At 52.3% G+C, this 25,238-nt stretch carries 21 protein-coding genes and 1 pseudogene; 16 read left to right on the forward strand and 6 right to left on the reverse strand.

The features are described 5' to 3' along the window. Positions 1-7: 7 nt before the first annotated feature. Together LCF41_RS12345 and LCF41_RS12350 are read right to left on the reverse strand one after the other, a co-directional pair. Positions 8-1,051 (reverse strand): YcjF family protein, encoded by a 1,044-nt coding sequence (locus LCF41_RS12345; protein WP_225084867.1) that lies wholly within the window; start codon positions 1,049-1,051, stop codon positions 8-10. Further along, positions 1,048-2,445, reverse strand: a complete 1,398-nt coding sequence (locus LCF41_RS12350; RefSeq protein WP_225084868.1) for a YcjX family GTP-binding protein — start codon at positions 2,443-2,445, stop codon at positions 1,048-1,050. The genes LCF41_RS12345 and LCF41_RS12350 overlap by 4 nt, the downstream gene beginning before the upstream one ends. 355 nt (positions 2,446-2,800) lie before the next feature. Between LCF41_RS12350 and LCF41_RS12355 the strand changes: the two genes are divergently transcribed. The 15 genes and pseudogenes from LCF41_RS12355 (at position 2,801) to LCF41_RS12425 (ending at position 20,846) form a co-directional block, all read left to right on the forward strand. Further along, entirely contained in the window at positions 2,801-4,543 is a 1,743-nt protein-coding gene (locus LCF41_RS12355; protein ID WP_225084869.1) for a ShlB/FhaC/HecB family hemolysin secretion/activation protein, read from the forward strand. A gap of 11 nt (positions 4,544-4,554) precedes the next feature. Beyond that, positions 4,555-5,070 (forward strand): toxin-activating lysine-acyltransferase, encoded by a 516-nt coding sequence (locus LCF41_RS12360; protein ID WP_225084870.1) that lies wholly within the window; start codon positions 4,555-4,557, stop codon positions 5,068-5,070. Positions 5,071-5,097: 27 nt separating this feature from the next. Beyond that, complete coding sequence (locus LCF41_RS12365) at positions 5,098-12,933, forward strand: hemagglutinin repeat-containing protein (protein WP_225084871.1); 7,836 nt, start codon at positions 5,098-5,100, stop codon at positions 12,931-12,933. Positions 12,934-12,945: 12 nt separating this feature from the next. Then, complete coding sequence (locus LCF41_RS12370; protein ID WP_225084872.1) at positions 12,946-13,428, forward strand: hypothetical protein; 483 nt, start codon at positions 12,946-12,948, stop codon at positions 13,426-13,428. A gap of 208 nt (positions 13,429-13,636) precedes the next feature. Then, a complete protein-coding gene (locus LCF41_RS12375; protein WP_225084873.1) occupies positions 13,637-14,128 on the forward strand; it encodes a hypothetical protein in 492 nt (163 codons plus the stop codon). 54 nt (positions 14,129-14,182) lie between these two features. After that, positions 14,183-15,946, forward strand: coding sequence for an endonuclease toxin domain-containing protein (locus tag LCF41_RS12380; RefSeq protein WP_225084874.1), 1,764 nt, complete (start codon positions 14,183-14,185; stop codon positions 15,944-15,946). Continuing rightward, positions 15,946-16,449, forward strand: a complete 504-nt coding sequence (locus tag LCF41_RS12385; protein ID WP_225084875.1) for a contact-dependent growth inhibition system immunity protein — start codon at positions 15,946-15,948, stop codon at positions 16,447-16,449. Before LCF41_RS12380 ends, LCF41_RS12385 begins: the two co-directional genes overlap by 1 nt. A gap of 203 nt (positions 16,450-16,652) precedes the next feature. Beyond that, positions 16,653-17,347 (forward strand): IS1 family transposase gene (locus tag LCF41_RS12390; RefSeq protein ID WP_225084876.1). Its coding sequence is split into 2 segments (ribosomal slippage): positions 16,653-16,899 and positions 16,899-17,347, totalling 696 coding nucleotides; the frame shifts between segments, so codons are not numbered across the junction. Then, the gene (locus LCF41_RS12395; protein WP_225084877.1) at positions 17,301-17,681 is read left to right on the forward strand and encodes a hypothetical protein; all 381 of its coding nucleotides are present in this window, start codon (positions 17,301-17,303) and stop codon (positions 17,679-17,681) included. The genes LCF41_RS12390 and LCF41_RS12395 overlap by 47 nt, the downstream gene beginning before the upstream one ends. Then, the gene (locus tag LCF41_RS12400; protein WP_225084878.1) at positions 17,678-17,968 is read left to right on the forward strand and encodes a hypothetical protein; all 291 of its coding nucleotides are present in this window, start codon (positions 17,678-17,680) and stop codon (positions 17,966-17,968) included. The genes LCF41_RS12395 and LCF41_RS12400 overlap by 4 nt, the downstream gene beginning before the upstream one ends. Before the next feature lie 529 nt (positions 17,969-18,497). Continuing rightward, entirely contained in the window at positions 18,498-18,863 is a 366-nt protein-coding gene (locus LCF41_RS12405) for a hypothetical protein (RefSeq protein WP_225084879.1), read from the forward strand. 61 nt (positions 18,864-18,924) lie between these two features. After that, the gene (locus LCF41_RS12410; RefSeq protein WP_225084880.1) at positions 18,925-19,479 is read left to right on the forward strand and encodes a hypothetical protein; all 555 of its coding nucleotides are present in this window, start codon (positions 18,925-18,927) and stop codon (positions 19,477-19,479) included. A 47-nt stretch (positions 19,480-19,526) separates the two neighbouring features. Then, positions 19,527-19,796, forward strand: a pseudogene (locus tag LCF41_RS22440) (hemagglutinin); the annotation flags it as partial. Between the two features lie 241 nt (positions 19,797-20,037). After that, positions 20,038-20,295 (forward strand): hypothetical protein, encoded by a 258-nt coding sequence (locus LCF41_RS12420; RefSeq protein WP_225084882.1) that lies wholly within the window; start codon positions 20,038-20,040, stop codon positions 20,293-20,295. Continuing rightward, a complete protein-coding gene (locus tag LCF41_RS12425) occupies positions 20,292-20,846 on the forward strand; it encodes a hypothetical protein (protein ID WP_225084883.1) in 555 nt (184 codons plus the stop codon). Before LCF41_RS12420 ends, LCF41_RS12425 begins: the two co-directional genes overlap by 4 nt. A 92-nt stretch (positions 20,847-20,938) precedes the next feature. Here the strand turns inward: LCF41_RS12425 and pspC are convergent, their stop codons facing one another. From pspC to pspA, 3 genes are all read right to left on the reverse strand, one after another. Continuing rightward, positions 20,939-21,304, reverse strand: coding sequence for an envelope stress response membrane protein PspC (pspC, locus tag LCF41_RS12430; protein WP_225084884.1), 366 nt, complete (start codon positions 21,302-21,304; stop codon positions 20,939-20,941). Beyond that, positions 21,304-21,528, reverse strand: coding sequence for an envelope stress response membrane protein PspB (gene pspB, locus LCF41_RS12435; RefSeq protein WP_010276759.1), 225 nt, complete (start codon positions 21,526-21,528; stop codon positions 21,304-21,306). Before pspB ends, pspC begins: the two co-directional genes overlap by 1 nt. A gap of 87 nt (positions 21,529-21,615) precedes the next feature. Continuing rightward, positions 21,616-22,281, reverse strand: a complete 666-nt coding sequence (pspA, locus tag LCF41_RS12440; protein WP_010276756.1) for a phage shock protein PspA — start codon at positions 22,279-22,281, stop codon at positions 21,616-21,618. A gap of 225 nt (positions 22,282-22,506) precedes the next feature. Here pspA and pspF point away from each other — a divergent pair, with 225 nt between their 5' ends. Further along, the gene (gene pspF, locus LCF41_RS12445; protein ID WP_225084885.1) at positions 22,507-23,496 is read left to right on the forward strand and encodes a phage shock protein operon transcriptional activator; all 990 of its coding nucleotides are present in this window, start codon (positions 22,507-22,509) and stop codon (positions 23,494-23,496) included. Positions 23,497-23,677: 181 nt separating this feature from the next. Here pspF and LCF41_RS12450 read toward each other — a convergent pair whose 3' ends face one another. Further along, complete coding sequence (locus LCF41_RS12450; RefSeq protein ID WP_225084886.1) at positions 23,678-25,195, reverse strand: cellulase family glycosylhydrolase; 1,518 nt, start codon at positions 25,193-25,195, stop codon at positions 23,678-23,680. Positions 25,196-25,238: the final 43 nt, after the last annotated feature.

Raw genomic sequence — 25,238 nt, forward strand, 5'->3', positions numbered from 1 at the left:
CGTTTCCCTAACGCCCTTTTTGCAGCGTTTCTTTCACCTGACCAATCAGCTCGCGGCGGAAATCACCGAGGCGCGGTTTGTCATCCAGCCACGGCAGCGGGCGGCACAGTTCCATCGCCTTAATACCCAGCCGTGCCGTCAGCAGTCCTGCGCCAATACCCTGTGCGGCACGGGTTGATAGTCGTGCCGCAAGATCCTGCGACATCCAGTCCATGCCAATTTCCCGCACCAGCTCCGATGCGCCAGCAAACGCGATATTGACCAGCACCAGCCGGAACAGGCGAATGCGGCTGAAATAGCCGAGTTCGATGCCGTACAGCGCAGCAATACGATTAATCAGACGCAGGTTGCGCCAGGCGATAAAGGCCATATCCACCAGCGCCAGCGGGCTGACGGCGATCATCAAGGTCGATTCCGCCGCCGAACGGCTGATTTCACGCCGTGCCTGCGTGTCGAGTACGGGCTGAACCAGACGTGCATAAAGCTCCAGCACTTCGCGGTCATTGTGGGTTTCATGGAGTGAGGCCTGCCAGCGTTGTATCGCCGGATGGCCGCTATCCAGCCCTGCCTGACGCGCCAGCTTTTCACAGAATTCGCGCCCACGCCCTACGCCGTGGCTGTGTAGCAGATCGCGGGCCACATCACGCTCTTCCGCGCGTTCCCGTAAGCGATAGAGCCGTCGCCACTCGACGGCCAGCGAACCGACGCCCGCCGCCACAATCAGGCTTCCTGCGGTAATGCCGCCCAACGCGATCCAATCTTGCTGCACCCAGGCGTTGTGCAGTGACTGCACGCCCTGTGCCAGTGCGCTAACGCCAAACAGCCCGATGCCTGCCATCACCATACGCCGCCACAGGCTGCGCTTCGGGCGCAGCGCCGCGCTGACGGCCTCTTCCGCGATGCCTTCTTCCGGTACTTCTTCTTCGCGGCTGATAGGGGAAAATGGCGTACCGCTCTGCTCGTCAAAGGCTAATCCGGCACGCAATTGCGGTTGCGGCTCTTGCGGTAAAGCATCATCGAATGTGACGCGGGGTTTCAGTGGTTCGTTCATCGCAATTTATCCTTTAACAGAAAGTCCATGACCGTATCCAACCGGATATGCGGCAACGGTGTGTCTACCGTCATTTCTCGCGGACGAAATTGATCGAAATGGAAGCCCTGCGTTTGCCAGAATGCCGCCCCCGGTAAACGTGCAGGCACTTCACCGGGGTAGACTGTCAGCGGTTGGCCATCGCTGAGTCGATGCCCTTTCAGCGCGGGAATTTTCTGCCCCTGATGATCGACAACGCCGCTTTGCGTTGACTGGATTGACGCAATGCCTTCACAGCGCATATCGATGCCTTCAAACGCGGCGTTCTGCCACGCCTCTTGCACCAGTTGCTGAAGCAAAGACACCAGATTGGCGTGCTGATCGGCAGTAATGTGATCCGCTTTACTCGCCGCAAACATCAGCTTGTCGATACAGGGCGAGAACAAACGCCGGAATAGCGTGCGTTTCCCGTAGTGAAAACTTTGCATCAGTTGGGTCAGTGCCAGCCGCATATCGTTAAACGCGTGAATACCGCTATTGAGCGGTTGCAGGCAGTCAACCAGAACAATCTGCCGGTCAAAGCGCACGAAGTGATCCTTATAAAACCCTTTGACGACCGACTGACAGTAATAATCAAAACGCTTACGCAGCATGCCGATATTGGTTTTCTCATCCGCCTGCGCCAGTTTGGCTTCACCGATTTCATTCACCTGCGGCCAGGGGAAAAATTGCAGCACCGGCGCACCCGCCAGGTCGCCCGGCAGCACAAACCGCCCCGGTTGAATAAAGTGCAGCCCTTCTTGCTTGCAGCGATGAAGATAGTCGGTGTAAGCCTGCGCCACCTCAGCAAGCAGATTTTCATCCGCCGGAGCCAGCGGATCGACTTTCTCACACAGCGCCAGCCAGGGTTTCGCCCACTCGGTGCGTCCCCCTTGCAGCAAACCACTCATCTGCTGCGACCAGCTCAAATAGGTTTGCTCCAGCAGCGGCAGATCCAGTAACCATTCGCCGGGGTAATCGACAATTTCCAGATAGAGCGTCGACGTGTCTTTAAAATGACGCAGCAGCGAATCCTTGGAGCGATAGCGCAGCGCCAGACGAATCTCACTCACGCCACGCGTCGGCGTCGGCCAAGCCGGTGGCGAGCCATACAGCGCCGCCATGCCTTCATCATAGGCAAAACGCGGCACGCCCAGATCGCGCTGCGGCACGCGTTTTACTCCCAGCAAACGCTCTTCGCGCACGGGGGAAAACATCGGCAAATGTGCTCCGCTATGGGTGTTCAATAATTGATTAACGAACGCGGTGATAAACGCGGTTTTGCCACTGCGGCTCAACCCGGTGACGGCAAGACGCAGGTGGCGATCCACACTGCGATTGACCAGTGAGTGAAGTTCGTTTTGTAGTCGACTCATTGAATGATCCATCACGCCTGTAGTTGAGAAATATACTGTTGAGAATGATATGTAGTTGAGAACAATTATGGAGCTGAAAACTGCATATCGTTGAGAAATATATCGTATCAATATAATGAAATCAGACAAACGCCTCACGCCGACATAAGTTCAACCACGACCACCTATCTCATACCGTATTTTTACCGCCAAAATGTAAAGAAACGATAATTTTAAGACAACTCTGAGTAAGCAATAAGACAACTCTTAGTAAACAAATTGTTAACGTATATAACCTGAAATTGTTCCTGGAAACGAATTGTTCCAGGAAATGAATAGTGTCCCAATAACAATCAATAATTCAGGTTAATTAATTATGCTACGGAATGCGTCATTCACTGACGGGTATCAATCTGCGCGTCTCAGCCCGCTTGCGCTGTTTATTTTATTGACCACCTCAGCAAGCAGCTGGGCGGCAGATAATAATCAGACGCCTCTTGCCGCACCGAACCGTGTGGATGAACAGCTGAATATCAACCAGCAGGATCGCCAGCGTGCGATGCAGCAACAATTAGCGCCACAAACGCCCGATGTGCGTTTGCAGGCCCCCTCTTCATTCTTTACTAGGCTGCAATTTCCTCGCGAACAACAGTGCTTTACGCTGTATCACATTATCCTGACCGGCAAAGATGATTTCCCCTCCTGGCTGCGTATGCCGCTGCAACAGCTGGCCGATCAGGGTAAAGGTCAGTGCCTGGGCGCTCAGGGTGTCAACCTGCTGATGAGTGCACTGCAAAACCGTCTGATCGACCACGGTTACGTCACCGCGCGCGTGATGGCACCGCCACAAAACCTGAAAACCGGCACCCTGCATATCACCCTGATTCCGGGCAAAACGCGCCAGATCACATTGACCAAAGAGAGCGATCGCTACGTGAGCTTCTGGAGTGCTCTGCCAGCGCGTGAAGGCGAACTGCTGGATCTGCGTGATATCGAGCAGGGACTGGAAAACCTGCAACGCGTGCCAACCGTGCAGGCAGAAATGGCGATTGTTCCGGGCGACCAGCCAGGCGAAAGTGACATTGACGTGACCTGGAAACAGGAAAAAATGTGGCGTCTCGGCGCGACGCTCGATGACTCCGGCACCGAAACCACCGGTCGTTATCAGGGCGGCCTGACGCTGTATATCGATAATCCCTTCGCGCTCAGCGATCTGTTCTACATTTCCGGCAACCATGACCTTGAATCCGGCAGCGAAAAAGGCAGCAAGAACTACATGCTGCACTACTCCGTGCCGTTCGGTTACTGGATGGCGGGCGTCACCGCCAGCGGCTACGACTACAACCAGAATGTGGCAGGCGCGTATGAAGACTACAACTACAGCGGCAACAGCAAAAACCTTAACTTTCAGCTGAGCCGGGTGCTGTACCGCAGCGGCAGTCAGAAAACCTCGATGAGCTATGAAATTCTGACGCGCGAATCACAGAACTTTGTCAACGATACCGAAGTGGATGTACAGCGGCGTAAAACCAGCGCCTGGCGTCTGGGTCTGCAGCATCGTCACTACTTCGGCGCCACCACGCTTGATGCCGCCGTGAGCTACCAGCGCGGCACCCGCTGGTTCGGCGCGATTCCGGCACAGGAAGAGTATTTCGATGAAGGCACCGCGCTGGCGAAAATTATCCAGCTCAATGCCCAATTGGATATGCCGTTTACAATAGGAAATCAGACCTTCCGCTACAACGTGCAGTATCTGCGCCAGATCAACCATACCAAACTGACGCCACAGGATCAGCTGTCGATTGGTAACCGCTGGACTGTGCGCGGCTTCGACGGTGAACGCACCCTGACGGCCGACAACGGCTGGTTCGTGCGCAACGATCTGGCCTGGCGCACGCCGCTGCCTAACCAGGAACTGTATCTCGGCGCTGACTACGGCGAAGTGGACGGCACGCGTGATTACCTCGCCGGAAAACATCTGGCGGGCGGCGTCCTTGGTCTGCGCGGTAACGCCTTTAACACCGGCTACGACCTGTTTGTCGGTGTGCCGTTCTCCAAACCGGAGGGCTTCCATACCAGCCCGGTCACCCTCGGCTTCAACCTCAGCTGGCAGTACTAAGGAGGCGCGTGATGAAAATTCCTGTTAATGGCTATCAGTTAACCGCCCCGCTGCTCGGCGGTCAGTTCAGCGAAGCGGAAGCACTTGGCGCGGCAGTCTGGCTGTGGATGCATTCGGAACAGCACCGCGATATTCCGCTCAGTGTGCTACCGACGCTGCTGTTGCCCGCCATCAAACATCAACAGTTTGTTATCGCCAGCCGTGATGACAAGCCGATGTTTTTCCTTAGCTGGGCGTGGATGGATGAAGAAGCGGAACAGCGCTACCTCACCGGCCCCGGCATTCTGGTGCAGCCGCAAGACTGGACCAGCGGCAACCGCCTGTGGTTCCGCGACTGGGTCGCGCCATTCGGCGACCAGCAGACGTTTCGCCGCATCGTCGGCGGCACGCTGTTTCCCCACTTATGTGGCCGGGCGCTGTACCACAAAGGGGCGGAACGCGGACAACGGGTACTGCAATTCCGTGGCGATGACGTCACACAACAACAATTCAGACTCTGGCAGCAGAACACGCCGCTGGTTGCTTAACATCACTTTTAGCAGGGATAACTTTTCGTGAATAAGAACCTCTATCGCATCATTTTCAATAAAGCTCGCGGCCTGTTAATGGTGGTTTCCGAAATCAACCGCGGCCAGGGTAAAAGCGGTGCAAACGGCGTCGGCCATACGCTGAGCCAGCTGATTGGCCGCATGAAGCCCACCGCCTTCCTGACCATGACCGCACTCGGTCTGGTCACGCTCGCGCCACAGGCGCTGGCGGCCGGGATTGTTGCCGACAAGAGCGCCCCAGGCGGCCAGCAGCCGAATGTCATGCAGAGCGCCAACGGCACGCCGCAGGTCAATATCCAGACGCCGAGCGCGGGTGGTGTTTCGCATAACAAATACACCCAGTTTGACGTCGATAACAAAGGTGCCATCCTCAATAACTCGCATAAGCAAGTACAGACCCAGATGGGCGGCTGGGTGGCGGGTAACCCATGGCTGGCGAAAGGCGAAGCCAAAATCATTCTTAACGAGGTCAACTCACGCGATCCGAGCAAGCTGAACGGTTATGTCGAAGTGGCAGGCCGTAAGGCGCAGGTGGTGATTGCTAACCCAGCGGGCATCAGTTGCGACGGCTGTGGCTTTATTAACGCCAACCGCGCCACCCTGACCACCGGCACCCCACAGATAACCAACGGCGAATTGCGCGGTTATCGCGTAGGCAACGGCGAGATCGTGGTGGAAGGCGCTGGCATGGACAGCAGCCGGCAGGACTACACCGATCTGATTGCCCGCACCGTGAAGGTCAATGCCGGTATCTGGGCGAAAGATGTCACCGTCACCACCGGTAAAAACGAGGTGGCCGCCGATAACAATAGGGTTGTCGATAACAATCGCGTTGTCGATAACAACAGCGCCACCGCCAGCAGCGCGACGGACAGCGACAGTAGCGACGTCAAGCCGACACTGGCGATCGACGTCGCCCAGTTGGGCGGCATGTATGCCGGTAAAATCCGTCTGGTGGCGACCGAGCAAGGGGTCGGCGTCAGTAACAAAGGCACACTCGGCACGCAGGCGGGTGATATCACCATTAACGCTAATGGCGATATCGTTAACAGCGGCACAATCAACGCCGGACAGGATCTGCTGCTGGGCGGTAAAAAAGTCGATAATAGCGGCACGCTGTTTGCTCAGCGCGACCACAGTACCACCGCCAGCGACGGGGTGACCAACAGCGGCCTGATCGCCGCCAAAGGCAACACCCATGTGCGCGGCGCCACCATCCGCAACAGCAAAGGCGCGGCCATTGCCGCCGGGATGAAAACCGATGGCACGCTGGCCGACAGCGGCAATCTGACACTCGCTAGCGACGGCAAACTGACCAGTCAGGGTCAGGCGCTGGCCGGTGGCGATCTGAACGCCAGCGCCAGCCAGATTGATCTTAGCGGCAGCGATACCGCCGCGCATCACGCCACGCTGACCAGCAGCAGCAATATCATCACCGATGACGCGCAACTTCTGGCGAGCGGCGACTTGAAACTCTCAGCGGCCGATAAACTTAGCAACGATCGCGGCGTGATTAACGCCAATGCGCTACAGGTCAGCACGCCAGAGATCAGCAACCGTGGCGGCCAGTTACTGCAAAGCGGCGACCGCGATCTGCAACTCAGTAGCGACAGTATTGATAACCAGAATGGCCGTATCGCCGCCAATGCCAAAAAATTCAGCGTGCAGAGCGCCAGCCTGAACAACCAGAGCGGCACCATCATGGCGGCCAGCTCCGGCTCGCTGGATGTTGCGGCCAGCAATGAACTGAATAACCAAAACGGTACGCTGGCCGCCGCCAGCGATCTGGCCATCGCCACGCCGGTGCTGAACAATAATCTGGGGCAGATCTCCGCGAATAAACGGCTGACGCTCGATCAGCAAAACAGCAGCGCCCTCTCCCGCGCCGCAGCCACCCACAGCGATCTGCGTATCAGCAATGAAGGTGGTCGTCTGGTGGCGGGTCAGCAACTGACCTTCCGCGGTCGCGAGATTAACGGCAGCGGTGAAATTCTGTCGCTTGGCGATATGGATCTCAGCTTCGCGGACGGCTTCAGCAACAACAATAAAACGCTGGCAAATGGCGATCTGACGCTGAACGTCAACAACAGCGTGATTAACAATGCGCTGCTTGGCGCAGGCGGTAAGTTGAATGTGCAGGCCAGCAACATCGACAACCAGATCGCAGGTGAACTGAGCGCGCAGCAGACCACGCTGAACGCAAGCGATACGCTGAGCAACCGTGGCCTGATCGACGGCGTGCTGACCCGCATCAATGCCAGCACCGTCAATAATATCGGTCCCGGTCGTATTTATGGTGACGGCCTGGCGATCAGCGCAGCGACACTGAATAACCTGGCGGAAAATAATAGCAGCGCCACCATTGCGGCGCGTCAGCGTCTCGATCTGGGCGTCGGCACGCTGAACAACCATACTCACTCCCTGATCTACAGTGGTGGCGATCTGGCCATCGGTGGCAACCTCGATGAAAACGGTCTGGCCAGCGGCAAAGCGGGCAGCCTTAACAACCACAGTGCCACAATAGAGTCTGTCGGCAATATGGCGCTCAGCTTCACCGCGCTGAACAATATCAACGACAATTTTGTCACCCGCTTCGTACAACTGTCACAGAAGCAGAAAAATGAGTATATGGTGGTCAGCCTGAATAATGGCGTCCACTATAGCCCTGATGACTACAACATCAGTTTCTACAAAAATGAAGTGCGTCATATCTGTATTGAAGGTGTGGTGTGTGGTCGTGACCACTATTATCAGTACAGCTACACCGAAACGGTGCGCGAAGAACAGATCGCACAGAGCGATCCGGCGAAAATTATCGCGGGCGGCCAGATCTCACTCGCCGGCGATAAGCTGCTGAACGACAAGAGCCAGATTATTGCTGGCGGCAACCTGCTGACCGCCGTCAAAGAACTGGTGAACACCGAAGTCACCGGTCAGAAACTGACGGAAAAAGTCGGACAGGTGATTGAGTGGGATCGTATCCATAAGAAAGGCACCGACAGCCAGAAAGCCAGAGCATCCGCCTATACCCCGCCAACGGAAATTCAGTCCATCAGCCTCAGCCCGAGCGTGATGAAGGAGAATACCCAGCCAACCAGCAACGCGCCATCGCTGGCGGATTACGCCGCGCAGCGCGTGGACGTGGCCGGACAGAACACCGATGTCATTCGCTCGATGACACCGGACGCTTCTCTGCCAACCGGCAGCCTGTTCACCACCCTGCCGGATGCCACCAGCAGCTATCTGATCGAAACCGATCCGCGCTTCACCAATCAGAGAACCTGGCTGAGTTCCGACTATATGCTGAGCCAGTTGCAGACAGACCCGTCGATCACGCAGAAACGCCTCGGCGATGGTTTCTATGAACAGCGTCTGGTGCGCGAGCAGATCGTCGAGCTAGTCGGCCAGCGTTATCTCGCCGATTACACCAGCGATGAAGAGCAGTACAAAGGCCTAATGGAAGCGGGTGTCAGCTTCGCGAAGAAATTCAATCTGGTGCCGGGTGTGGCGTTGACCGCCGAGCAGATGAAGCAGATCACGCAAGATATGGTATGGCTGGTGGCGCAGGATGTGAAAATGCCGGACGGCAGCACCCAGAACGTGCTGGTGCCGCAGGTGTATGCGCAGGTTCAGCAAGGCGATATGGATGGCAGCGGCGCGCTGCTGGCGGGTAAAAACGTCAGCATCGGCGTCAGCGGCGGCATGCTGAACAGCGGCCGCATCAGCGCCACTCAGTTGGTCAGCATTTCCGGCGACGATATCGTGAATGTGGGCGGCATTATTGCCGGTAAATCTGTGTCGCTACAGGCAACCAACGACATCACTAATACCGGTGGCACGTTACGCGCGACCGATACCCTGCTGGCGCAGGCAGGACGAGATATCACCGTCGCCAGCGAGACCAACCACGCCAAGAACCAGAACGGCAGCAACCGCTTCAGCCGTGATAATATCGATCGCGTGGCGGGAATGTATGTGCAGGGTGACGATGGCAAACTGTTGCTGCAGGCAGGCCGTGATGTCAATCTGCAGGCCGCGCAGGTGGTCAGTTCCGGTGAAAACAGCCAGACGCAGATCGCCGCTAACCGCGATATCAATATGACCACCGTCACCACCGGCAGCAGCGACAAGGTGGTGTGGGATAAAGATAACCACGTCACGCAGACGCTGACTCAGGTACAAGGCAGTGAAGTCACTAGCGACGGCACTATCACGCTGAATGCCGGCAATAATATTAACGCCCAAGCGGCAAAACTGAATGCCGATCGGCAGCTTGCGCTGACCGCCACCCATGATATCAACCTCGGCAGCGCCAGCAGCCAGGAATATCTGGATATGAATTCGAAGGTGAAAGGTTCCGGCTTCCTGTCGAAACGCACCACGACCACCCGCGCTGGTTACGATGCAACGCTGGCAAACGGCAGCAGTCTGGGCGGGGAAAATATCGCCGTCAGCGCGGGTAACAACCTGAATATCACCGGCAGCGATGTGGCGGCAGATCAGGATCTGGCACTGCGTGCTGGTAATGACCTCAACGTCACGGCAGCGGAAGAGAGCCGCGACAGTTGGTCGATGAAGAAAACCACCAAGTCGGGCCTGATGAGCAGCGGCGGCATTGGCTTCTTTGCTGGTTCAATCAAAGAAACCTCCACCTCCGACACCGCCTCACTAACGCAGAACAACAGCACGCTGGGCAGCGTGGCGGGCGATACCAGTCTGGTGGCAGGTAATAATATCGCCGTACAGGGCTCTGATGTGATCGCCGGTAACGACATCAATATGGTGGCGAACAATATCACCATTGATGCCGCGAATAACCAAAGCACCACCGACACCACTTACGAACGTAAACAGACGGGCCTGACGTTGGCGCTGTCCGGCGCCATTGGCAGCGCGATCAACACCGCTTACACCAGCGCGAAAGCCGCCGATGAGCAGCAGGATGGCCGTATGGCATCGCTACAGAAGCTGAAATCCGGTCTGGCAGGCGTACAGGCCGCGCAGGCCGCGGTGCTGGCGGCGCAGAACACCACCGACAATAACGCCATTGGTGTCAGCCTGTCGCTGAGCACCTCGAAGTCGAAGAGCGAGAGCCACAGCGAAGCGGTCAACGCTTCCGGCAGCACCGTGCAGGCGGGCAACAATATCAATCTGGTAGCGACCGGTTCAGAGAATGGTACCGATGGCGATCTGACCCTCGGCGGCAGCAAGTTGAAAGCGGGCAACGATGTGCTGCTGTCGGCAAACCGTGATATCAACCTGCTATCAGCGCAGAATACGCAGTCGCAGACCGGCAAAAACAGCAACAGCGGCGGCGGCGTGGGCATCAGCATCGGTGCGGGTCAGGGCGGCGCGGGGATCAGCGTATTTGCTAACGCCAGTAAAGGTTCCGGTAAGGAGAATGGCGATGGCCTGACGCATACAGAAACCACCGTCGACGCGGGTAATAAGCTGACGGTCAACAGCGGGCGTGACACCACCCTGCGCGGCGCACAGCTGAGTGCCGATCGGGTCGTCGCCAATGTCGGCCGTAACCTGACGTTGCAGAGTGAGCAGGACGTTAACAACTACGACTCGAAGCAGAAGAACAGCTCAGCCGGTGCCAGCTTTACCTTTGGCAGCATGACGGGCAGCGTCAGCGCCAGCGTGGCGAAGGACAAAATCCACAGCACCTATAACAGTGTGCAGGAGCAGACTGGTATCTTCGCGGGTGACGGTGGCGTCGATATCAACGTCGGTAACCACACGCAGTTGGATGGCGCCGTGATTGGCAGCACCGCCAGCGAAGATAAAAACCGTCTCAGTACCGGCACGCTGGGCTTCAGCAATATCAACAACCGTGCAGAGTTTGAGGTATCGCACAGCAGCGTCGGTATCAGCACGGGCGGCCTAGGTGCACAGGATCTGCTGAAAAATGCGGTGCAGAATCTGGCGGCCAATGGTCTGGGCGCGGATGGCAGCGATGGGAAGGCTTCCGGCACCACCTATGCCGCCTTCTCACCAGGGTCGCTAATTATTCGCGATCAGGCGAACCAGCAGCAGAATGTTAGTGAGTTAAGTCGCGATGTCGAGCACGCTAACCAGAGCATCAGCCCAATCTTCGATAAAGCGAAGGAACAGCAGCGTTTGAACCAGCTGCGCCTGATTAGCGACGTTGTTAACCAGGGCGTGGATATCACCCTCAGCCAGGGCCAAATTATGGCAAACAACGCGGGAATTAAAGCGGCTGGTGAGTGGGATGAGACCAAGGAGACACGTCAGGAGTACTGGGCTCGTGTACAAAATACCGCCGCGTATAAGGACATCAACGATCAATATAAAGCGGGTGGTGAGCTTAATAAAGGCATTCGTGCCGCAGCGGCAGCCATCACGGCGCTAGCGGGTGGCGATCCACTGAAAGCGCTGGCACAGGGTGCTGCACCTTATCTGTCCAGCACAGTGCGCGATTTGACTCTGCAGAATAGCGACAATCCAACTGCCGCGCAGATCGCGGCAAATGCCATCGGTCACGCTATCGTTGGCGGCGTGGTGGCTGAGCTTTCCGGTTCCAACGCCACTGCTGGGGCAGTGGGTGCAGCAGGTGGTGAGCTGGCCGCACGAGCGATCGTCGACTATCTCTATCCAAACAGAACGGTTGAGTCACTGACTGATGATGAACGGGCGAAAGTCAGTAATCTGGCGTCTCTGGCTGCCACCATGGCGGCAGGCCTAGCGAGCGATTCTTCGGCAGGCGCGGTGGCAGGACATGACGCGGGTAAAAATGCCGTTGATTATAATCTGCTGTCAAATAAGTACGGCGTTGAAAAACTGAGTAAAGAAGGCCGCGCGCTGTATGAAAAACTAAAAGCCGCCGGTATCGGTGGCATGGATGAACTACAGGAACGCTTTGCTGCCTGTGGTTCTAATGGTAAATGCCAGACCGAGATCCGCAATGAGTACCGTAAACGGGAAAAAGAAGCGGGTGAAAAGCTGGTCGCGATGTATCAATCTGGAGCAATAACGGCTGATGAGTTCGGCTATCTCGTAACCGATTATGCCAGAACGATGATGCGTGGTGCGCAACAGGGACAGCTAAATTCTGATTACTCTGGATTCATCGGTGACATCTATACACAGACGGGCATTGACTGGACACCGATGGGCGTCGCTGGCAATCCTTATGTCGCCGCCATTAAGGGCAGTGAACAACTTGCCGAATGGAAAGCGCAGGGACTGAGCGATGAGAAAATCCGTGAGCTGGCGCTGAAAAACGATATCATTACCTCAGCGATGACGCCTGTTGATATCAATGGGATCCTCAGCTTATACGATAATGGTGCATCAGCGCAGGAAGTTGTAAAATTTGCTGCTGGCATGGCGTTCAATAAAGTCATACAAAAAACGCAGTCAGGCAACAAAGGGACGTCGGGTACCATTGGTACTCCTGTGACGACAGCTAAAAATCCGCTAAGTCCCGTTCAGCAACGTGATGTTCATGGCAATGAAATTGTTTATCGGACGATGTCACCTGAGCAATTCAGGCAGTTTGAAAGAACAGGTGTGATGCCAGCGACCACTGAAACATCCGTTTCTCCAGTGCTATCATACTCTTCTAAGTACGATGGTATAACAGTGAAAATCACTGTTAAGTCAGGCACTTTCTCCGAACTGGAAAAAATTGGTATTGCCGCAAACAGTGCTGCAGCTAAAGAATTGCCCAATATGTCCACCCAAACGGGTAAATGGATGGAAACCAATACTCGCTTCAAGGTTGAAGGAGGACAGATGACGACACAACTTGGACAAGGCAAAGGAATGGAGATTTTTAATAAAAACATCGTCCATTTTGAACAGGTTAAATAACAGGAAAGCATTATGCTGTTAAATCTTGAAAACTCGAAATACCCTATGAAAATTGTCTATCTTCTTTCAGAAGAACTCAAAGGGGACCCTGATCAAGTGGCTTTAACGCAGGCTCTGACTCTCGATCCATCAAGACCAGCCATGGGCCTGAAGGGAGCCAATGGTCTTTTTGGCTCATCCGAGTGGTGGAGTAGCATTGAACAGGGAAAAATGCGTTTACTGCACCGATCTGGCACGATCACAAGAACCTATGTGGCAGGACAAGATCCCTCTCCAGTAGATAACTGTTTCAGTTTGCGGCTGGATGATGGCTCTGTCATTGAAGAAAGCATTTATAGCCATATCGATGATGAAGATAAAAAACTGTTCCGCCCGGGAGCCAGGGTGGATATCGTTTATGCACTTGATGAACTTAAGAGAACATCAGCCAATGGCGATAAATGCTATTCTGATATCGTGCTGGAAATAGCGATTTCTTTACAACCCATTAAATGATAACGAAATACGCTAATTAAAATAATGACGCCTTTATTATATTGCACTCCCCACCTCTGGTGGGGAGCTGTTAGTCTTAAAAAAACTGAGCGCAGCGTTACTGTAAAATACTCATTACCTTTCAAACCCATTAGGAATGAAACAAGTGAAAAAGTTACTGCGAAATAATCTGGCAATGATAGTACTCCTCTCTTCAGGCTGCTCTATTATGCCAAACAACTCTTTTTTCATTCCGCCCCATGAAACCAATGACTCCCCGTGGGTACGTATCGTAGATAACACAGAACAGACAAGTATCTACCAGACGTTAAACGGCAAACGCACTGGCGGTCTTATTCGTTCCAGTGAATGGGTATTACAAAACACTCAGGATCGCGGTATGCCGAAAGTCTCCGGTGAGAAATACAATATCGATTACTACGAAACACCCTTAGTACCTGGTCTTGAAACCGCAATTATCAACGTTTATGTCGAAAGCAAATATTCATGCCTGATTACCACCCGCTTTATTCCGGAAAAAGGCAAAAAATATGAATTCCAATTGGAGACCGATACGCTGCGTTACCAGTGCCGTGCCATTGCCAGAGAAATCGTGCAGGACAGCAATGGTCAATGGCAGCGCATACCACTGCAAAACGTACGCTATAGCGCGAAAGAAGGAAATGGCTGGCATCCGATGCACAGCGGGATCAGGGGATAGATATTGTCACTGTTTGCCTGCGTGACTTGTTAACACACACAACTCGATGGCGCCGTGATTGAGGTATCGCACAGCAGCGTCGGTATCAGTACGGGCAGGCTGGGCGCGGATGGCAGCGATGGGAAGGCTTCCGGCACCACCTATGCCGCTTTCTCACCAGGGTCGCTGATTATTCGCGATCAGGCCAATCAGCAGCAGGATGTTAGTGAGCTAAGTCGCGATGTCGAGCACGCTAACCAGAGCATCAGCCCCATCTTCGATAAAGCGAAGGAACAGCAGCGCCTAAGCCGATTGCGATTGATTGGTGATGTTGTGAATCAGGGCGTGGATATCACCCTCACCCAGGGCCAGATTATGGCCAACAACGCGGGCATTAACGCGGCGGGTAAATGGGATGAAACGAAAGAAACACGCAAAGAATACTGGGATCGCGTGCAAAGTACCGCTGCGTACAAAGACATCAGCGAACAGTATAAAGCCGGTGGCGATCTGGATAAGGGCATTCGTGCCGCCGCTTCTGCCATTACCGCGTTGGCGGGTGGCGATCCACTAAAAGCGCTGGCTCAGGGCGCGGCACCTTATATGGCGGGTGTGGTTAAAGACATGAAGGTGGGGTTTGATGACAATCCTACCGCCGGACAAATTGCGGCGAACGCAATTGGTCACGCCGTGCTGGGTGGTGTGATTGCTGAACTCTCCGGAGGTAACGCCACTGCGGGTGCGGTGGGCGCAGCAACGGGTGAGTTGGCGGCGCGTGCAATTAAAGACTATCTCTACCCCGACACTGACATCGCCCATTTATCCAACGGTGATAAAGATAAGATCAGCAATCTGGCCTCGCTGGCGGCAATACTGGCAGGCAGCGTAGCAAGTGACTCTTCTGCTGGTGCCGTCAGCGGACATGATGCGGGTAAGAATGCGGTTGATAATAACTATCTGACAGCGAATCAGGCACTCGACTTCGATAAAGAAATGCAACAATGCCGAAAATCAGGGAAAGATTGCACTGCAATTATCGCTAAGTATAAAAAAATCAGTGATGCGCAAAGTGCGGAGGTCGACATTACGCTTGCAAAACACCCACTTAAAGCCCAGGTCTGGGATAAAGAGCTCGCCTACGGAGGTATACAGGCAACGGAACGGCCAGCGTGGGCAGGGGATATTTTTGGCCTTTCTGTGATGCGAGACGAAGAGGTGAAAGCTTATGTCCAGTATTGGAATTCGCAAGATCTGCAAAAAATAGACACGGCGAGCCCTAACTGGACAAAATTCGCTGCGTTTATATCTGATCCAGAGAACCAGGCGGCTGTCGTTTCACTGGGGCTTGTCGGAAAAGACCTCACAAAAGCCGCATTATCTTACATGGGCAGAAATTCAGCCACTACGACAGTAAAAGCAAGTGAAGTAGGCATGAAATGGGGCCAGGGCAATATGAAGCAGGGTATGCCATGGGAAGATTATGTAGGAACTTCTCTTCCTGCTGATGCCCGGTTGCCACAAAACTTCAAAACGTTTGACTACTATGATGGCGTGACAAAAACTGCCGTGAGCGCAAAGTCTCTGGACACTCAAACACTAGCAAAACTGTCAAAACCGGAACAAATTTACAGCTCTATTAAAGGAAATGTTGATGCTGCCGCCAAATTCAAAGATTATACCCTTTCAGGTCAGGAGCTGAATTCAACGATGATCGCGCAGAGAGAGATACGTCTGGCAGTTCCTGCGAACACAACGAAGACACAGTGGACTGAAATTAACCGTGCGATTGAATACGGTAAGAGTCAGGGTGTAAAAATTACTGTAACACAGGTGAAATAATGGACTTTAATAGCAATCAAGATTATTGGAGCTGCGTTTTTAGCACGGATAAATTTTTGAGCATTGAAACCTATTCTGGTCTGGGAAGAATCGCTATAGATCCATTGTTCCCACCCCATCTACTCGAACCAGGAGCAGATGATAAAGAAATTGGTGAATCCGTACTAAAAGCTCTGGCTAATAGTCGTACTTTAAACAATGTCGAGGAGAGAATTAAATTTTTCGACATAAATAGAAGTAAAGAAAAATACGCAAGTTGGGTTGCGAATTTGATGGAAAACTATCAATATAAAACTAAGCGATCTCTATTCAGCAATATGAAAAAGTGCGGCATTCACTTGAAAGATGAGATCATAACGATTCGTCCCAGCTATCATGAAAAACTTGAAGCTTGGAGTGGTGAGCGAATCCCCGAGACTGATTACGTCATACTCACTACAAATAGCCCAGTAGAGGATATTGGTGCGGGTTTGCGATTGGCATTAAGTCGTTGTACTGGATAACATATTTCCTCCGAGGTTGCCCTTGGAGGAAATAACAGTCTGTTTTTAAATAAAATTATTCTTAATGAGTAATGAAAATTAACACGTTCTCTCTTCAAAAGCCTTGCTGAAAGAGCTGGCGACGCAAGGTATCAAACATACACCCGCAGGTGGTGCCTCTAATTAGTTGAATTGATATATAATGACCGCTTTGAGGTTTGCTCATGGCCAGCGTTAATGTTCATTGTCCTCGCTGTCAGTCTGTTCAGGTTTACCGTCATGGACAGAACCCTAAAGGTCGTGACCGGTTTCGCTGTCGTGACTGTCACCGCGTGTTTCTGCTCACCTATACCTATGAAGCGCGTAAGCCCGGTGTCAAAGAACAAATTACCGAAATGGCATTCAACGGCGCCGGCGTTCGTGATACAGCCAGAACACTGAAAATCGGTATTAACACCGTCATTCGCACGTTAAAAAACTCGCGCCGAAGCGAATAACTTCCTCTCCGGTCGCTCATGCCGATGTAGCACTTATCTGTGAGCTTGATGAGCAATGGAGCTTTGTCGGCAATAAAGCCCGGCAGCATTGGCTCTGGTATGCATACAACACCAAAACAGGTGGCGTTCTGGCTTACACGTTTGGGCCGCGCACGGATAACACCTGCCGTGAACTTCTGGCTCTGCTGACGCCGTTTAACATCGGTATGATAACCAGCGATGACTGGGGCAGTTATGCCAGAGAACTCCCGAAAGATAAGCATCTGACAGGAAAAATCTTCACTCAGCGTATTGAGCGTAACAACCTGACACTGAGGACACGTATTAAACGTCTGGCCCGTAAAACAATCTGCTTCTCGCGTTCGATAGAATTGCATGAAAAAGTCATCGGGGCATTCATTGAAAAACACATGTTCTACTAATTGGACGCATTACCCACCCGCAGATATTGTCAGTGTCGCGAAGGATGCAAGCGGGAGAATCATTTTCCTTGAAAAAGGAAACGCTAAAGCAGGTCTGCAGCACATTATTAATGAGCATGGTAGCCAGTTCGCGCAAATAGGCATCACAGAAGCAAAGATCCCTGAAGTGGTCATGAATGCGGTTACAAAAGGAAAATTGGTCGGTTACCAGGGCTCTGGTACAGGCCGACCAATCTACGAAACTATTATAAATGGTCAAAAGTACAATGTTGCTGTAACCGTTGGTAATAATGGTTATGTTGTAGGTGCGAACCTGAGAGGAGCAGTGAAATGAAAAAAATAAAGCTCATGGCAGACTATCAATGTCACCCATTGTGGGGAACAACACCTGATGATTTTGGCGATATTGCTCCTGATGAATTGCCAATCTCAGTACAACTAATAGAATCACTCCGCCAATGGGCAGAGCAGTATGATAATACACTGAACATGGATGATCCGGCATCTTCAGGATTTAGTAATGCTGAGGAAGAAGCCGAATTTAAACGTCAGGGAGATATTCTTTCTCAGCGTTTACGGGATGAGCTTGGCAGCGAATACGAGATCATCTATCACCAATAGTATTCATTAAAAAACACAAACGATACTCAGTAAAATAAATTACTGAGTATCGTTTATTAGTGGATTACCATTTACATTCATTATTTCAGGGTGGGTGTGTTTTCCAAATAATGATTTCTTCACTCCACTGGCATAGAATACCCATTTATCATAGATTCGTATTATAGACAACACCGAGCAAACCAGCATTACCAGACAGTTAATGGCAAACGTGCTGGAGGCCTTATTCGCGCCAGTGAATGGGTATTACAAAACATTAAGGATCGTGGCATGTCGAAAGCAAATATACCTGTTTGGTAACCACTCACTTTATTCCCGAAGCAGGCAGTGGCTGGCATCCGATGCACAGTAGTATCTGATTTTAAAAAATTAATACTACAATGGCTAGCCAGTATGAACACATTGAACTGGAACTGGACACCCGAATTTGGCACCTTGTTAGCTGATTTACGATGGACAAACAAGGTCGTATAGCCGTTATGATTACTAACTGTTTTGGTAAAATTAAAGAAGGACGGAGACTGCCTAAATGATAAATGATCTCTTTTTTGAGATAATGAAGAATAATTTCATCTCTGTGTTGAAGAAAAAAAGCACATCGGCTATCGAAATGGATGACTTGTCGATTGACTACAATGGGCAGCTGAATGAACAATTTCTCAAGCAACTAACTTTGCTAAAAGTTCATACTGACTTGCTAAACAAAGCCAGTGCTGAAAATGATGAACTGGCAATGCAATCAGCTTTATTGAAGTTAAGAAGCCACGCAATGACCCTCTCAAGTTTCTTCGAATCCATAGCTGAAGACAGTGAGATGTTATTGAAAATAGATAGCTGGCCTGCAATCCCTGAAGGTTATCAATTACCAGATCATTATGATTTATCAGTGAAATAATATCTAAATCCGCGAATATGTTATGATAAGGCAAGGACGCCTTGTTAATAAGGAGCATAGCGTGAAAAATATCTTAAAAGTTACATTTGCTATTCTTGCATCTTTTAGTTCTGCCTGTTCCATAATGCCAAATAATGATTTCTTTGTCCCCCCTCCTCAAGACGCTGATTCACCATGGGTACGCATCGTAGATAACACAGAACAGACAAGTATCTATCAGACGTTAAACGGCAAACGCACTGGCGGTCTTATTCGTTCCAGCGAATGGGTATTACAAAACACTCAGGATCGCGGGATGCCAAAAGTATCCGGAGAGAAATACGATATTGACTACTACGAAACACCGGTCGTTCCCGGCGTGGAAACCGCTATTGAAAATGTGTACGTCGAAAGTAAATACACCTGCCTGATCACCACCCGCTTTGTTCCGGAAAAAAGCAAAAAGTATGAATTCCGGTTGGAGACCGATACGCTGCATTATCAATGCCGTGCGGTTGCCAGTGAAATCGTGCAGGACAGCAAGGGTCAATGGCAGCGCCTACCACTGCAAAACGTGCGCTACAGCGCGAAAGAAGGAAATGGCTGGCACCCGATGCACAGCGGGATCAGAGGATAGATATTGTCAATGCTTGCCTGCGTGACTTGTTAACACACACACAACTCAATGGCGCCGAGTTTGAGGTATCGCACAGCAGCGTCGGTATCAGCACTGGCGGGCTGGGCGCGTAGGATCTGGCGGCCAATGGCCTGGGAGCGGATGGCAGCGATGGGAAGGCTTTCGGCACCACGTATGCGGCCGTTTCTCCAGGATCGCTGATTATCCGCGATCAGGCGAACCAGCAGCAGGATGTCAGCGCACTGAGCCGCGATGTCGAGCACGCTAACCACAGCATCAGCCCCATCTTCGATAAAGTGAAGGAACAGCAGCGCCTATGTTGGCAGTAAAATTAAGGGTGATCAAGATTCTACTGGGGCTGTTACCGGCGCTGGTGTCAGTAACGTTGCCGGTGCCACTACGTCGACCATTATCAGTGGCGCAGCGGGTACGAAATTGCCGAAACCTGCAGCGGATATGCTGGGAAGTACTTTTGGAGCCGCGGTTTCTGAGGGGACCGGGACGGTAATCCAGAAAGCAATTGATAAGAAACCACAGGATCAACAAGGAAAATAAGCCGTGAGTACAAAAAAACCTGGCTTTAGTACGCTTTTATTTCTGATGGCAGGCTGCTTCCTAGCGCTCTCCTGCACGGTGGCACTTGTCTATTTTGGGGTATGGCTCTACTACCAGTTTATCCTGCAAATGCCATCAGGTATGCAGTGGCAGCCATTACTGGCTCAGGCTCTACGAATTGGCATCGCTTCAGGGCCAGTGATTGGCCTGGGTGTCTGGATACATATGCGCATGGAATACAGTAAAGGAGATAAACAGTGAAACGGTTGCTGCGTTCTGCGAACGCAGCGGTCATTCTGACCGCTGCGGGTTGTGCCTTTATTCCAGACCATACTTTTTTCGTTCCCCCACCTCAAAGTGCTCATGCTCCATGGCTGAGAATTGTCGATAACACTGAACAAACCAGCCTTTATCAAATGGTCAATGGTGAGAGCAAAGGTGGCCTGATACGATCCAGTGAGTGGGTATTACAGAACACAGTGGATCGGGGGATGCCAAAAATAGCCGGAGAAAAATACAATATTGACTACTACGAAACACAACTCATTGCAGGTGCTGAAACCGAAGTAGTCAATGTTTACGTTGAAGGTAAGCATACCTGCCTTGTGGATACGTATTTCACGCCGGAAGAAGGGAAGTTTTATCAGTTCCAACTGGAAACCGATACATTGCGGTTCCGCTGTCGCGTTCATGCCAGCGAAATCGTGCAGGACAGCAAGGGTCAATGGCAGCGCATACCACTGCAAAACGTGCGCTACAGCGCGAAAGAAGGAAATGGCTGGCATCCGATGCACAGTGGGATCGGATCATAGAGATTGCAGCGAAAAAGTAGCGCGACATTATCCACTCTAGACCCCAGTCGTACGGTGGATAACGTCAGCGAAAGCGTATGGCCGATGACAAATTACAGGTGACGAAAGCGGTTCTGAACGCCAAACGTCTCCGAGGTGACATAGCGCTCAATGTTACGCAGGCGCTGTTCGCTGGCCTGCAATGTCGCGTCCGCCTCATTCAGCAGTTGGCTGGGCGTTCGGGTCACCTTTTCATCCTCCCCCACCATTCCCGCCGGAGCCGGATCGAGCATAAAGGTCAGAATGATATAAGCCACGATGGTGAAAAAGAACAGGCCGAAAAACATCGACAGCACCACGATTATCCGCAGGAGCTTCACCGGCACGTCAAAATAACGCGCTAAACCAGCACAAACCCCTTTCAGCATGCCCTCTTCCGGTATGCGGTATAACGTTTTACCTGACCACGTATTTTTCATTACGATTTTCTCCAGTCTGGGTGTTCTGCATCCAGAATATCTTCCAGCGCTCTGATACGCTCACGCATGCGGTTGGACTCTTCCGTTAAGCGTGTCAGACGTTGCATATCATTTTGTCCCAGTTGAGCACTGTTTTTACGCTGGCTGTAATGTAGCCAAAGCCATATCGGTGCCACAAACAACATGAAAATGGTCAACGGAATGGCAAGAAACAACGCACTCATTGTGTCTCCTTAGTTATTATTCACACGCTGGTGGCTGCCGTTTTCTCACGACAGCCATCCGATGGCATCTATGCTTTATTCGTCTTATTACTCTGCTGGCTTAACTTTAGCTTTAAGTGCTGCCAACTGCGCGCTGATTTCATCGTCCGCTTTCAGCTCGGCAAACTGCTGATCCAGCGATTTTTGTTTCCCTAGCCCGTGGCTTTCGGCTTCCGCTTCCATCGTGTCGATGCGGCGCTCGAACTGATCGAAACGTGCCATCGCTTCGTCCAGCTTACCGCTGTCCAACTGGCGGCGCACATCACGCGACGATGCCGCAGCCTGATGACGCAGCGTCAGCGCCTGCTGGCGAGCACGCGTTTCGCTTAATTTGTTTTCCAGTTCGCCGATTTCACGCTTCATACGCTCCAGCGTTTCATCCACACTTTCGGCTTCATGCTGCAACACCGCAATCAGGTCGGTCAGCTTTTGCTTCTCAATCAGCGCGGCACGAGCCAGATCGTCTTTATCTTTACGCAGCGCCAGTTCCGCTTTTTCCTGCCATTGATCTTGCTGACCGTGAGCTTGTTCAATGCGGCGGGCAATCTGTTTCTTTTCTGCCAACGCCCGCGCCGAGGTCGAACGCACTTCAACCAGCGTATCTTCCATTTCCTGAATCATCAGCCGCACCAATTTCTGCGGATCTTCAGCTTTATCCAGCAATGAATTGATGTTGGCGTTCACGATGTCGGCAAAACGAGAAAAAATACCCATAATTACATCCTCTTCATGATTTCCAGCGTCTGATTACGCCTGATTTATCACCGAGGCTGACCAAGCCAGCCGCGATCTCCCTATAGGTATATCAATAAGCATGCCAACTTTTAATTTCTTTTAACTAACTGAAAATAAAGAAATAGATAATTTTGACTATTTTTCTCTTTTCGTTAGATTAGTCAAATACGCTAACAGTTAGTAAAAATAACACGGTGGAACATCATGCTTCAGGAAAAAGAGAATCTGCTGGGCGAAGCCAACAGCTTTTTGGAGGTACTGGAACAGGTGTCGCAACTGGCACAGTTGAATAAGCCCGTGCTGGTGATTGGTGAAAGGGGCACTGGTAAAGAGCTGATTGCCAGCCGCCTGCACTACCTTTCTCCGCGTTGGCAAGGGCCGTTCGTTTCTCTCAACTGTGCAGCACTCAACGAGAACCTGCTTGATTCCGAGCTATTTGGCCATGAAGCCGGTGCGTTTACCGGCGCGCAGAAGCGTCATCTGGGACGCTTCGAGCGCGCCGACGGTGGAACGCTGTTTTTGGATGAGCTCGCCACCGCGCCGATGCTGGTGCAGGAAAAATTACTACGAGTGATCGAATACGGCATGCTGGAGCGCGTCGGCGGCAGAGATCAGCTACAGGTAGATGTGCGACTGGTGTGCGCGACCAATGACGATCTTCCTGCGCTTGCCGCGAGCGGTAAATTCCGTGCGGACCTGCTCGACCGTCTGGCTTTTGATGTCGTACAGCTCCCGCCGCTGCGCGAACGCCAGCAGGACATCATGCTGCTGGCCGATCACTTCGCAATTCAGATGTGTCGCGAATTGCATTTGCCGCTGTTTCCCGGTTTTACGCCCGCCGCGCGCGACACACTGCTGAATTACGGCTGGCCGGGCAATATTCGTGAGCTGAAAAACGTGGTTGAACGTTCGGTGTACCGCCACGGCGACAGCGAACAGCCTCTTGACGCCATCATTCTGAATCCCTTCCGCCGCACTCCCGCCGTTCAGGATATTTCCTCACAGGCGACAATCGGCCTGCCGGATTTACCGCTGGAGATGAAACCGTGGCTGTTGAAACAAGAGAGAAGCTTGATCGAACGGGCATTGAATCAGGCAAAATTTAACCAGCGTAAGGCCGCTGAACTGCTGGGATTAACCTACCACCAACTGCGTGGATTGCTGAAGAAACACGATATTGTGGTGAATGAATGAAGTCTGGAAAGAAAAGGCGGGCGAATTCACGCCCGCAGAGTAAGTCATGCCGATCGTTTAAGCATCAAGATACACGGGCCGACCACAGGGGGGAGGCCTCCCTACGGATACCTCCCCCTGTGCTTCCCCTAATACCAGGCTTAAGTGACCGTATTACGATTAATACGTTAACAGCACACGGTTACGGCTCGACGCCCCATACCAGCGTACCTTTATCGTGCACGGTGATCTTATCCCAGTTCGTGTAGCTCGTAACGTTAGCACCGTATGAATAGTCATTCGTTTCATTCACGTTGCTCCAGTCACCGGCGTGAATACGCACCTGTACTTCACCGGTTTCCGCGCCAGGCTGAAGAGAACCGGCTCCGCTGCTGAAGGTCACCAGAACGTAGCGGTTAGCCTTATCAGTGCTGGCGGCAGGGGTGCCTGTGCTGGTCACGATGTTTTGCGGACCGACGTTCGCCCAGTCAACAAAGAGGTTCGCACCAGGTTTGCCATCATCATGGAAGTAGTAGCGCACTTGCAGATCGCTCAGTTTGATCGGCGTACTTCCAGTATTTTTGATGTTGACAGCCATACGAATCGCATCATCAGAAGGGTTGTTATCCACATTACGATATTGCAGTACGATGTCACCCGTGGTTCCACTACCTGGATTAGTCGGTTCCGTTGGCGTGGTTGGCGTATCGCCGCCGCTTAGGTTCGCCGCCGCACGAATCTGCTCTCTGACAAATTTCCCTGACGTTGAGAGATTTTGCTCCGTCCAACCGCCTGATTTGCTCGCTCCCGGCGCCAGCGCAGCGGAGGCCTCGGCTTTGTCGGTAAGCGACCAATTCACCCAGCTCACACCGCGGTTATTCAGGAAATCGATCCAGGTCTGCGATTCAGGCAGGAACGGTCCGCCCCCACCGGATGCATCGCTGGTGCCCCACTCGCTGACAAAAATCGCCGCGCCGCGGCTTTGTGCATAGTCAATGCGGTCGCGCAGGAACTGCCCGTGCGTGCCCGCATAGAAATGCAGCGCGTACAGCGTATTCGGATCGGGCAACTGATTATCCGCCGCGTCATGAATATCCTGACTCCAGGTGCCCGTACCGACGATAATGAGGTTATCGGGATCTTTGCTACGGATGGTGTCAGTCACTTCCAGCGCATAAGGTCGAATCTGCCCGTTCCATGTTACGCCGCCGTTGGGTTCATTGGCGATTTCATAAATCACGTTCGGCGAATTACCATACAGCCCTGCCATTTCGGCAAAGAAGGTTTTTGCCTGTGCTTTATAAATATTAGGATCGTTGTCTGACAAGATATGCCAGTCGATGATGATGTAAACGCCGAGGCTTTGTGCCGCCGCAACGGCCTCTTTTACCTTATTGGCAAGGGAAGGATTAGCGATATAGCCACCGTCTGCCGTATACATCGCCACACGGAATACGTTAATCCCCCAGTCGTCACGCAGCCATTTCATCGAGTCCTTGTTGACATAATCACCAAACCACTGCAAACCGTGCGAACTCACTCCTCGCAGTTGCACCCTTTTTCCCTGTTCATCCACCAGTTGTCCATTTTCAATGGACAACTGACCATGCGTTTCCACCGGCGTGGCGGATAATGCTGAGAAACTGAGCGACATGCCCAGTGCTGCGGTTACTACACCTAACGTCAATTTCCTGACGAGTTGATTCCTTCTGATCCACATATTCCTTATCTCCATTGTGAACACCCATGATCTTGGGTACAGG

This window comes from Pectobacterium colocasium (genome assembly GCF_020181655.1).
Classification (GTDB): Bacteria; Pseudomonadota; Gammaproteobacteria; order Enterobacterales; family Enterobacteriaceae; genus Pectobacterium; species Pectobacterium colocasium.